General features: G+C 68.4%; 10 protein-coding genes. 6 read left to right on the top strand and 4 right to left on the bottom strand.

Translation table 11 applies throughout. From position 1 onward, the window contains the following. Nucleotides 1–153 precede the first annotated feature (153 nt). Together NN2_RS15175 and NN2_RS15170 are read left to right on the top strand one after the other, a co-directional pair. Nucleotides 154–966 carry an alpha/beta fold hydrolase gene (locus NN2_RS15175; protein WP_063014171.1) on the top strand — a complete coding sequence of 271 codons (813 nt, stop codon included), beginning with the start codon at nucleotides 154–156 and terminating at the stop codon, nucleotides 964–966. Nucleotides 967–1,040: 74 nt separating this feature from the next. Beyond that, nucleotides 1,041–2,207 carry a SpoIIE family protein phosphatase gene (locus NN2_RS15170; RefSeq protein ID WP_063014202.1) on the top strand — a complete coding sequence of 389 codons (1,167 nt, stop codon included), beginning with the start codon at nucleotides 1,041–1,043 and terminating at the stop codon, nucleotides 2,205–2,207. Here NN2_RS15170 and NN2_RS15165 read toward each other — a convergent pair. Then, nucleotides 2,194–3,051 carry an aldo/keto reductase gene (locus tag NN2_RS15165; protein ID WP_063014170.1) on the bottom strand — a complete coding sequence of 286 codons (858 nt, stop codon included), beginning with the start codon at nucleotides 3,049–3,051 and terminating at the stop codon, nucleotides 2,194–2,196. The genes NN2_RS15170 and NN2_RS15165 overlap by 14 nt on opposite strands. A gap of 262 nt (nucleotides 3,052–3,313) precedes the next feature. Here NN2_RS15165 and NN2_RS15160 point away from each other — a divergent pair, with 262 nt between their 5' ends. Both NN2_RS15160 and NN2_RS15155 read left to right on the top strand, forming a co-directional pair. Further along, a complete protein-coding gene (locus NN2_RS15160; RefSeq protein WP_063014167.1) occupies nucleotides 3,314–3,823 on the top strand; it encodes a DUF2231 domain-containing protein in 510 nt (169 codons plus the stop codon). 87 nt (nucleotides 3,824–3,910) lie between these two features. Next, entirely contained in the window at nucleotides 3,911–6,112 is a 2,202-nt protein-coding gene (locus NN2_RS15155; RefSeq protein ID WP_063910768.1) for an acyl-CoA dehydrogenase family protein, read from the top strand. Between the two features lie 9 nt (nucleotides 6,113–6,121). On the opposite strand, the gene NN2_RS15150 is transcribed toward NN2_RS15155, so the two are convergent. Further along, the gene (locus NN2_RS15150; RefSeq protein ID WP_063014163.1) at nucleotides 6,122–7,465 is read right to left on the bottom strand and encodes a cytochrome P450; all 1,344 of its coding nucleotides are present in this window, start codon (nucleotides 7,463–7,465) and stop codon (nucleotides 6,122–6,124) included. Between the two features lie 99 nt (nucleotides 7,466–7,564). On the opposite strand from NN2_RS15150, the gene NN2_RS15145 reads away from it, so the two are divergent. After that, nucleotides 7,565–8,176 carry a TetR/AcrR family transcriptional regulator gene (locus NN2_RS15145; protein ID WP_063014161.1) on the top strand — a complete coding sequence of 204 codons (612 nt, stop codon included), beginning with the start codon at nucleotides 7,565–7,567 and terminating at the stop codon, nucleotides 8,174–8,176. Here the strand turns inward: NN2_RS15145 and NN2_RS15140 are convergent. Beyond that, entirely contained in the window at nucleotides 8,167–8,751 is a 585-nt protein-coding gene (locus NN2_RS15140; RefSeq protein ID WP_063014159.1) for a TetR/AcrR family transcriptional regulator, read from the bottom strand. The two genes, NN2_RS15145 and NN2_RS15140, sit on opposite strands and share 10 nt — an antisense overlap. A 99-nt stretch (nucleotides 8,752–8,850) precedes the next feature. Between NN2_RS15140 and NN2_RS15135 the strand changes: the two genes are divergently transcribed. After that, nucleotides 8,851–9,990, top strand: a complete 1,140-nt coding sequence (locus NN2_RS15135) for an acyl-CoA dehydrogenase family protein (RefSeq protein WP_063014157.1) — start codon at nucleotides 8,851–8,853, stop codon at nucleotides 9,988–9,990. A gap of 23 nt (nucleotides 9,991–10,013) precedes the next feature. Here NN2_RS15135 and NN2_RS15130 read toward each other — a convergent pair whose 3' ends face one another. After that, nucleotides 10,014–10,961 carry an extracellular catalytic domain type 1 short-chain-length polyhydroxyalkanoate depolymerase gene (locus NN2_RS15130; RefSeq protein ID WP_063014155.1) on the bottom strand — a complete coding sequence of 316 codons (948 nt, stop codon included), beginning with the start codon at nucleotides 10,959–10,961 and terminating at the stop codon, nucleotides 10,014–10,016. Between the last annotated feature and the right edge of the window lie 131 nt (nucleotides 10,962–11,092).

The following is an 11,092-nucleotide window of genomic DNA, read 5'->3' as shown; positions in this document are numbered from 1 at the left end:
GCCGTGCTGAGCGAACTCGCCCGCCTCGGGCTGCGCCCGGCCGGAGCAGGGCCGCCGGACTGAACGTGCACCGCGTCCGGTGCCGGTGAGGGCTTCGGCACGCGCGGCCCCGAGGAGAAGGTCGGCCCGGCGTCGGCGTGGTAAGCATGTCGGGTGGCAGTGCGTGACAGGAACAACGTGGTCGTCCTCGGCCCGGCGGAGGGGCCGACGCTGCTGCTGGCGCACGGATTCGGCTGTGATCAGAACATGTGGCGCCTGGTCACCCCGATCCTGGCGCGGCGTTTCCGGGTGGTGCTGTTCGATCATGTCGGTTCGGGCCGCTCGGATGTCCGGGCGTGGTCGGCCGACCGGTACGGCGACCTGCACGCCTATGCCGACGACATCATCGATATCTGTGCCGAGCTGGATCTGCGTGATGTGGTGCTGGTCGGCCATTCCGTGTCGGCGATGATCGCGGTGCTGGCGGCGAATCGGGCGCCGGAACGGTTCGCGAAGCTGGTGCTGGTGACGCCCTCCCCGCGGTATATCGACGACGGTGACTACCGCGGTGGATTCAGCCGCGCCGATATCGAGGAATTGCTCGACGCCCTCGAGGCCAACTATCTGGGCTGGTCGGCGTCCATGGCCCCGGTGATCATGGGCAATCCGGACCGGCCGGAACTGGGCGCCGAGTTGACGGAGAGTTTCTGCCGGATGGATCCGGCGATCGCGCGGGTTTTCGCGCGGGCCACCTTCCTGTCCGACAATCGTGCCGACCTGCGGCAGGTGAGCGTGCCGACGCTGATTCTGGAAACCGCGCAGGATCCGATCGCCCCGCGCGAGGTGGGCCGATTCGTTCACGACCGGATCCGGGGCAGCGAACTGGTCACCCTCGACGCCACCGGGCACTGCCCGCAACTGAGCGCCCCCGAACTCACCGCCGCCGCCATCGAAGCGTTCGCGAGCCGGACCGCGGCAAGCCGATGATGATGTGCGGGCAGGGCGAGTCCGGCCGTCGCGACAGCGAGCGGTCACCCGATGCCGACCCCGCCTTCTCGGCGATGCTGGAGGACAGCGCGGAGGACCTCTACGACAACGCGCCGTGCGGATACCTGTCCACCCTGATGGACGGCACGATCGCCAAGATCAACAGCACCCTGGTGGGCTGGCTGGGCTACGAGCGGTCCGAGCTGATCGGCCGCCGCGCATTCACCGATATCCTCGCGGTGGGCGCGCGCATCTACTACGAGACCCATATGGCGCCGATGCTGGCCATGCACGGTCACGTCAACGGCCTGGCTCTCGATCTGCGCTGCGCCGACGGGACGAGGTTGCCGGTGCTCGTGACGTCGGTGGTGAAACGCGGCTCCGACGGCACCGCGCAACTGATCCGCACCACGGTCTTCGATGCCCGCGAGCGCCGCGCCTACGAGCAGGAGCTCCTGCGCGCTCGCCAGACCGCCGAGCATGAACGAGAGCGGGCGTTCACCCTGGCCGCCACCCTGCAGCGCAGTCTGCTGCCGTCCGAACTGCCGGCGGTGCCGGGTATGCAGGTCGCCGCCTACTACCATCCCGCGTCCGCCGACGAGGTCGGCGGCGACTTCTACGACCTGTTCCCGCTGACCCCCGACACCTGGGGATTCTTCCTGGGCGACGTCTGCGGCAAAGGCGCCGACGCCGCGGTGGTGACGTCCTCGGCGCGATACACGATGCGCGCCGCGGCGGTCTACGACCCGGACCCCCTGGCCGTGCTGGCACACCTCAACACGGTGTTGTGCCGCGAATTCGACACCGGCACAACGGGTTTCTGCACCGTGGTCTACGGCTCCGTGCGCCCCACTCCCACCGGCGCGACGCTCACCCTGGCCGCCGGCGGGCATCCGCCACCGGTGCTGATCCGGGCCGAGGGCGCCACCGAATTGCTCGAGACTCCGGGCGGCATGCTGGTCGGCGCACTTCCGGATGCGGTATTCGCCGGGCGCGCAGTACATCTCGCACCCGGCGATACCCTGCTGCTCTACAGCGACGGCCTCACCGAGGCCCGCGTCCGCGGTCGCGAACGCCTCGGTGAGGAACGTCTTCGCGAATTCATCGATGCCCTCGGCCCGGTCTCGGCGCCCGCGCTGATCGCCGCGTTGACCGAGCTGCTCGCGGGATTCGACGGTGTCGACGACGACACCGCCCTGCTCGCACTCGGCATCCCGCCCACCGCGGCTACCGACCGCTGAAAACCGGGAACCTGCCGGACTCGCCGTAATCCTGGAACTGCTCCATGTTCCGCAGCGCGCGCATGTCGTCGTCGGCGATCACGAAATCGACCTGGGCGTTGCTTCGCATGTGATCCGGGTTCGCCGTTTTCGGCAGCGGGAGCGTGCCGAGTTGCAGGGTGTAGCGGATGCACAGCTGCGGCACGGTCACTCCGTAGCGGTCCGCCATCGCGGCGAGGTCCTGATTCTCGAGTATTTCCCCGTGCGCGATGGGGGAGTAGGCCTCCACGAGGATGTTCTCGTCCTCGCAGTAGGCGATGAGGTCGGCCGGAGTGTTTCCGACGTGCACGAGCAATTGATTCACTTGTGGCGCGACGGTGCAGGCCGAGAGGATGTTGTCGAGGTCGTGCTGTTCGAAGTTGGACACGCCGATGGACCGCAGCTTGCCCGCTCGATACGCGTCCTCGAGGGCGCGCCAGGCCTCCCGATTGCCCTCCGCGTAGTCCCCGCCCCGGAAATCGGCCCAGGGCTGCGGACTGTGGATCAGCATGAGGTCGATGTGGTCGAGTCCCATCGTTTCGAGCGAACGATCGATGGCGGCGGCCGCGTCGGGGTAGTTCTTGATTTCCGCCGCCAGTTTGCTGGAGACGAACAGATCCTCACGCGCGACGCCGCTGGTACGGATCCCTTCCCCGACGCCGCGTTCGTTTCCGTACGCCTGCGCGGTGTCGATATTGCGGTATCCGATGTCGACGGCGTCGGCCACCGCCCGGGCCGCTTCGTGGTCGTCGATGAACCAGGTGCCCAACCCCAGCTTGGGCACCCGCACACCGTTGGACAGCGTGTACGTCTCGTTCAGAACCATCGATTTCCACTCCTTCGGTCGTCGAATAGATTGCGGGAGAGAGTTTTTCGATCGGTCGCGCGCAGATACGGCCCGGCAGCAGGACAGCAAACATTCGCCTATGGCCGTCGACTACCCACTGCGGCCCGGCTGTACCGCCGCCGACATCGGCGGGGGCCGACGGCAGTGTCACCTTCATCACGACGGCGTCGCGGCTCAGCGATTTCACAGCAGGGTCGTGGAACGCTGGCGCGCGTTCGTCCGTCCGAAAGAAAGACCTTCGATGTCGACTCTCAATGGGCTGCCCGCTCATATCCTTCTGGTCCATTTCGTGGTGGTGCTGGTGCCGCTGACCGCCGTGCTCACCATCGCGTGTGCGCTGTGGCCGGCGGCGCGCCGGCGGTTCGTGTGGCTGAACCTGGCGCTGGCGGTGGTGGTCCTCGTCCTGACTCCGATCACCACCGAGGCCGGTGAATGGCTCGAGCGCCGGGTCGGCGCCAATCCCGATCTGAGCACCCACACCCATCTCGGCGACACCTTCCTCTACTTCGCCGTCGCGTTGCTCGTCGCGGCGGGCCTGATCGTGGTGGTTCATATGCGTGCGACCCGTGAGCGCGGACTCTCCCGGCTGGTGGTGGGCGCGGTGGCTGTCGTCGCGATCGCCGCGAGCGTGGCCGCGACCGTGCAGATCTACCGCATCGGCGAATCCGGGGCGGGGTCGGCCTGGCACGGGGTGGCGACCCGGCCCGCGCACGCGCGCGCCGCGACGCAGGGCGTCACGTCCTCGCGGTGAACCGCCCCGCACATCGCTGCGAACCTGTTCTAATCGGGGTGCGCGGCCGGGAGCCCGGACCGTATCGACGCCGAGCGGAGTGAGATCGTGCCCCTAGCCCTGACCGCGGATCAGGCGGCGCTGGCGCAGGCCGTCAGCGGATTCGCCGACCGCCACCACACCCGTGAATACACCCGCAAGCACACCGATCGCCTCGCCGCCGGCGAACGGCCCACCTTCTGGGCCGACCTGGTCGCACTGGGTCTGCCCGGTGTGCATCTGCCGGACGAGGTGGGCGGACAGGGCGGAACTCCGGACGAGATCGCGGTGGTGCTCGCCGAAGCCGGGCGGGCGCTGCTGCCCGGCCCGCTGCTGCCCTCGGTGATCACCAGCGCCATCGTCGCCTCGGCGGAATCCGTTGCGGCGGTGAGCGATACGTTGCGACGTTTCGCCGAGGGCGGGACCGGTGCGACCGTGGATGCCGGACACGGGGTGCGGTTCGCCGACGGCGGGGCGAGCGGTACCACCGCCCCGGTCCTGGGCGCCGCCGCGGCCGACGTACTCCTGGTGGCCGCGGCCGACGGCGACCGGACCCGCTGGTTGCTGGTGGAACGTGGCGCCGCGGGCGTGCGGATCGAGGCGTGTGCCGGATCGGACCTCGGCCGCGACCTCGCCGTCGTCCGCCTGCACGATGTCGCCGGAATCGAGCTCACCGGCATCGACTCGGGCTACGCCGAGGCGGTCGCCACCGCCTTCATGGCCGCCGAAGCGGCCGGGGTGATCCGCTGGTGTTCGGACACGGCCATCGAATATGTCAAGGCCCGCAAGCAATTCGGCCGCCCCATCGGTTCCTTCCAGGCCGTGCAGCACCGTGCCGCGCAACTGCTGATCACCAGTGAACTGGCCACCTCGGCGGCCTGGGACGCGGTGCGCGGCCTCGCCGACGAACCGGCTCAGCGCACGCACGCCGCGGCCGGCGCCGCGCTCACCACCCTCGGCAACGCCGTGCACGCGGCCGTGGAATGTCTGTGCTTGCACGGCGCGATCGGGTTCACCTGGGAGCACGATCTGCACCTGTACTGGCGGCGGGCGATGTCGCTGGCCGGACTCGGCGGGTGCGCGGAGAGCTGGGAACGCCGCCTCGGTGAGGTCGCGCTCGGCGGCCCGCGCACATTCGCGGTGCCGCTGCCGGAAACCGATTCCTCGTTCCGCGAATGGGTTTCGGAGATTCTGGACCGGGCCGCCGCCCTGGACAATCCGAATCCGGGCAAGATCGGTGACCACGACGCCACCAATACCGGCCCCCGGCGGACCTTGCTCGCCGACTCCGGGCTGGTCTCGCCGCCGATGCCGAAACCGTGGGGGATCGAGGCCGGTCCGCTGGAACAGTTGATCCTGCAGGACGAATACGACAAGCACGGAATCGCCCAGCCCTCCATGGGAATCGGCCAGTGGGTGGTGCCGATCGTGCTGCAGCGCGGCACCCCCGAACAGCTCGCCCGGCTGGCCGCGCCCGCCCTGCGCGGCGAGGAGATCTGGTGCCAGCTGATGAGCGAACCGGAGGCGGGTTCGGATGTGGCGTCGCTGAGCCTGCGCGCCACCGAGGACGGCGACGGCTGGCGGCTGAACGGGCAGAAGATCTGGACCACACTGGCGCATCGCTGCGACTGGGGGCTGCTGCTGGCCCGCACCGATCCCGAAGCCGAACGCCACCGGGGCCTGACCATGTTCCTGGTCGATATGCACGGTGCGGGGGTGACGGTCCGGCCGATCACCCAGTCCAGCGGTAACGCCGAATTCAACGAGGTGTTCTTCGACGACGCCTTCGTCCCCGGCGACATGGTCCTCGGCGAGGTCGGACAGGGCTGGGCGCTGACGTTGGAAACCCTTGCCCAGGAACGGCTTTTCATCGGTGGCGTCCGCGACCCCGGGCACAACTCCCGCATCGTCGGCATCATCGAGCGCGGGGAGTACGCGGGCAGTCGCGACAACGCCCTGCGTGTGCTGGGACGGATCAGTGCCCGCGGAGCCGCCATCTCGGCGATGAACCTGCGCGAGACCATCCGCCGCCTCGACGGTCACGCAATCGGCCCGGCCACCAGCATTTCCAAGGCCGCGGCCTCCATGCTGCACACCGACGCCGCGGCCGCCGCGCTCGAACTCGTCGGGCCGGCCGCGGCGCTGAACGAGAAGGACTGCGAAGTCGTCCTCCACGAACTCGACATCCCCAGCTGGGTGATCGGCGGCGGGACCCTGGAGATCCAGCTCAACACCATCGCCACCCTGGTGATGGGCTTGCCGCGGAAATAGCGGGCGTGCTCAGTTGCGGACGAAGGTGATGGGCAGGCCGTCCTTGGGGTAGGGCAGGGAGTGGTAGTCCAGGGGCGCGACGTAGGCGGGATCCACCCGCCAGTGGTAGTCGCGCAGCAGGCGATGCATGATCGACTTCACTTCCAGCCCACCGAAATGCATGCCGATGCATTTGTGCGCGCCGCCGCCGAAGGGCTCCCACGCGAAGCGATGGGATTTGTCCTCGCGGCGTTCGGGGCCGAAGCGGTCGGGATCGAAGGTGTGCGGGTCGGTCCAGTACTGCGGCATCAGATGGGTGAACTGGATTCCGACGACCACATCGGTGTCGGCCGGGATTCGAACCCCTTGGATCACCGTGTCTTTCACCGCGTAGCGGACCAGGACCGGAACCGGGGCGCGCAGTCGCAGCGCCTCGCGCATCACCAGATCGATGGACTCCAGGCGCTCGAGTTCGGCCATCGACGGCGCGGGGCCCAGCGCCGATGCCTCACTGCGGCAACGCTGCTGCCATTCCGGGTGTTGTCCGAGGTACTGCAGGATCGTCGAGGTGGTGATGGTGGAGGTGTCGTGGGCGGCCATCATCAAGAAGATCATGTGGTTGACCACGTCGTCGTCGCTGAACCGGGCACCGTTCTCGTCTTCGATATGGCACAGCACCGAGAAGATGTCGTCGGTCTGCTCGGCGCGTTTCGCGGGCAGATAGTGCCGTAGAAAGTCTTCGAGCACTCGCCGGCCGCGATAGGCCCTGCCCCAGCGGGTGAACGGCACGTTGCCGCGCACGATTCCGGCCGCGGCCTGCACGCACGCGATGAACGCCTTGTTGATCCGCTCCATCTGGGCCGGTGAGGTGTCCGCGGCGCCACCCATGAACAGATCGGCGGCGATATCGAGGGTGAGTTGCTTGAGTTTCCAGTAGGCGGGGAAGGATTCGCTCTCACCCCACTGCGCGACACCCTGTTCGATCGCCGGATGCAGGCGCTCGGTATAGGCCTGCAGGCGGGGGCGGGTGAACGCCTGCTGCATGATTCGCCGATGCCGCTTGTGCTCGTCGAAATCGATGAGCATGAGCCCGCCGTGGAAGAACGGGCCGACCAGCCGCGACCACGCCGGACCGTTGGCCAGCGCCCCGTCCTTGTTCAGCAGTGCCTCGCCGCACGCGTCGGGGCCGAGCAGCAGGGCCGCGGTCCGGCCGAGTGAGTACATCGGGGCGACCGGCCCGTAGTGATCCCATTCGCGCTGGAACAGAGCCAGCGGGTCCTGGGCGAATTGCAGAACTTGCCCGAGTACGGGGTAGCCGCGGTCCTCCCGCCGCTGCGTCGGGATGGGCCTGGTCTGCAGGGCGTCGGCCGTCATCGCACACCTCGTCTCTGTGATGTCGCTCACGTCACAGCCTGATTCAGGAAGGACATCCTGTCAATCTTCGTGTGGAACTCGCTGTGGCATGCTGGGGCCATGGCCGTGCAATCAGGGGTCTATCGCGGAGCGACCGCCGCCGAACGGGCCACCGAACGCCGGTCGCGGCTGCTGGACGCGGGGCTCACGGTGTGGGCCGAGGCGGGGACACGGACGACGATGACCGCGGTGTGTGCGGTGGCCGGACTCAGCGAGCGCTACTTCTACGAGAGTTTCACCGGACTCGACGCCCTGCTCGAAGCCGTGCTCGACGGGATCGCCGTCGACATCGAGAACACCAGCCGCAGCGCCGCCGACGCGGCGGGAAATGATCCGGAAGCCCGCATGCGGGCATCGATCGGCGCGTTCGTGCGGCTGCTGGTCGAGGATCCGCGCAAGGGTCGCGTCGCGATCGTCGAGTCGGTGGCGTTTCCGCACTTGCGAAGGCGGCGAACGGAATTGCTGCGGCACCTGGCGCACGAGTCGGCCCTCGAAGTGCGAACGTGGCTCGGCGATGCCGGCCGCAGCCGGGCCGCCGACGAAACCTCCGGTCTGCTGTTCATCGGCGGTATGGCCGAACTGGTCACCGCCTGGCTCGACGGTGCGATCGAGGTGACCGCCGACGAGATCGTCGAAGCCGCGTGCCGGGCGCTGCGCGGTCTCTACCGCTGAATGCCGGTGGTGAGGATGGCCGCGAGTTCGCGGTAGGCGTCGGCGTCGTCGAGGCCGGTTTCGGTGCGGACACCGCCCTGCTGAATGCGGACCATCATGGTCGCGGCGAGGTCGGCGGCGAAAGCGGCGTGTACTTCCCGGAATTCGCCGGCCGCGACTCCGTCGTCGACCAATTCGCGGACTCTTCTCGTCGCGAGGCGGGTGTTCTGTTCGTAGACCTCCCGGGCGGGTGCGAAGGCGTCCAGGTCGGTCATGAACTGCTGCGATGCGGCGCCGAGGACGGCTCCGACGGCGGACAGATAGGCGATGATGCGTTCGCGGGCACCGGTGGTGGTCGCGATGCGTTGCTCGACATCGTCGGTGGCGCGCCGGAAGAAGTGCACGGTGGCGGCGCGGACCAGCTGTTCCTTGCTGCCGGCGAGGGTGTAGAGCGTGCTCTTGGAACAGCGCAGCCGCGCGGCGATCTCGTCGAGGGTGAGATGGGCGAAGCCCTCGGTCAGGAAGAGGTCGACGAGTGCGTCGAACAGTTCGGTCCGCCGCCGGGTGCCGAAACCGCTGCGAGTCGTCTGCGTCATGCCTGAATAGTACTCAAGTGAGTGTTGCAGTACTGTTCGCCGAACAGTACTGTGGCCGATAACAGAGTACTGCCAGGCGTAGCCGAGAGGGAGGATGTCGTGGCTGTCGATCGATTGCTGCCCACCGACGAGGCGCACGAGCTGATCCAGCTCACCCGTGACATCGCGGACAAGGCGCTCGCGCCGATCGTCGACGAGCACGAGCGGTCGGAGTCGTATCCGAGCGGTGTCTTCGCCACGCTCGGCGAGGCGGGGTTGCTGAGTCTGCCGTATCCGCAGGAGTGGGGCGGGGGCGGCCAGCCCTACGAGGTGTATTTGCAGGTGCTCGAGGAGATCGCGGCGCGATGGGCGGCCGTCGCGGTGGCGGTGAGCGTGCACAGCCTCGCCTGCCATCCGCTGATGGCATTCGGGACCGAGGAACAGCAGCGCCGCTGGCTACCGGAAATGCTCGGCGGCACCACGATCGGCGCCTACAGCCTGTCCGAACCGCAAGCGGGATCGGATGCCGCGGCGGTGGCGTGCAAGGCCGTGCCGGTGGACGGTGGTTATCGGCTCAGCGGCACCAAGGCGTGGATCACTCACGGGGGGATCGCCGACTTCTACAACGTGTTCGCCCGGACCGGTGAAGGCTCGCGCGGGATCTCGTGCTTCCTGGTGCCGAAGGACCTCGAGGGTCTGAGTTTCGGCAAGCCCGAGGAAAAGATGGGCCTGCACGCGGTGCCGACCACGACCGCGCATTACGACGACGCGTACCTGACCGCGGAGCGGCGGATCGGCGCCGAGGGGCAAGGTCTGCAAATCGCTTTGAGCGCCTTGGATTCCGGGCGTCTCGGGATCGCCGCGGTGGCGACGGGATTGGCGCAGGCGGCGCTCGACGAGGCCGTCGGCTATGCGAAGGAGCGCAGCACCTTCGGCCGCAAGATCATCGATCATCAGGGCCTGGGGTTCCTGCTCGCCGATATGGCCGCCGCCGTCGACTCTGCCCGGGCCACCTACCTCGACGCCGCGCGCCGTCGCGATGCCGGACTGCCCTACTCGCGGCAGGCCTCGGTCGCCAAGCTCGTAGCCACCGACGCCGCGATGAAGGTGACCACCGACGCGGTGCAGGTCTTCGGAGGCTACGGCTACACCCGCGACTTCCGTGTCGAGCGGTATATGCGGGAAGCCAAGATCACGCAGATCTTCGAGGGCACCAACCAGATTCAGCGTCTGGTCATCAGCCGCTCACTCGCGAAGTAGCCGCCTGCCACGGACTCGGGGCGTTATCGGCCGCTGAAGAACTGCCAGATGACGGTGGCGGCGTCGAATTGCCGGCTGACCTTGCCGACGAGGGCGGCGGGCAGATATTGCGGGCCGCCGGGCCAGGTGTGGCCGCCGTTGTCGATCGAATACGCCGCTACCCGAGTGTTGTCGGCACACGCGGCGGTCGCGGTGTGGACGGTGGTTCCGTCGTCGACGACAGTCGGCAGTTCGGCGGTCGTGACGGGGCCGCACCGGTTTTTCGAGCGCCACAGTTGCTGGGTGGCGTCGACGGACAGGACAGGGCTGGTGCCAGGGCCGAGGCGGCCGGAGGTCATCCGCACGACTCCGCCGTCGTAGGGGACGACCGGGTCCGCGGTGCCGTGGATTTCGAGCACCGGCAGCGGATGCGTGGGCGCGCAGTTGGCGGCATCGGCGGCGGGAAGCGGTCCGGCGACCGGCGCGATCGCGGCGATCTCGGCCGAGAGCCGGCAGCCGAGGTACTCGGTGAACATCGCGCCGTTGGACAGGCCGGTGGCATAGACGCGGGTCGGATCGACGTCGTTGTCGGCGACGAGGCGGTCGATGATCGCGGAGACGAAGGCGATATCGTCGATCCGCTTCGCGCCCGCGGTGGTGTCCGCGCCCCGGCCGTCGTTCCAGCTCTTGTCGGAGCCGACGGGGTAGACGGCGACGAAACCCTCGGTGTCGGCCAGGGCATCGAAACCGGTTGTGGCGGCCATGTTTTCGGCTGTTCCGCCGCCGCCGTGGAAGATGAGGACGGCCGGTCGTCTCCCCGGCCCGGGTGATGACGGTTCGTGGATCAGGTACTGCCGTGGCAGACCGCTCGACTCCACCGTGACCGCCCGGTCCCCGGTCGGGGCGGCGTGCAGGGGAGCACATCCGCCCACTGCGGCGAGCAGACCGGCTGCCGCGACGACGGCCGGAATCGGTGCGAACGGCTTACCCATCGCACCACCGTAAACCGGATCCGTCGCTGCGTCGGCCGCGTGAAGCTGAGGATCTTCTGAAAGCCGCAGGGGCGGCAGGACGTAACGCGACGCGGTGCCCGACGGTACGTCCGACAATCGGGCGCCGACTG

The organism is Nocardia nova NBRC 15556, from assembly GCF_001613005.1.
GTDB lineage: Bacteria > Actinomycetota > Actinomycetes > Mycobacteriales > Mycobacteriaceae > Nocardia > Nocardia nova.
Note: the sequence above shows the minus strand (reverse complement) of the source record. Positions and strands in the feature narration are given on the sequence as shown.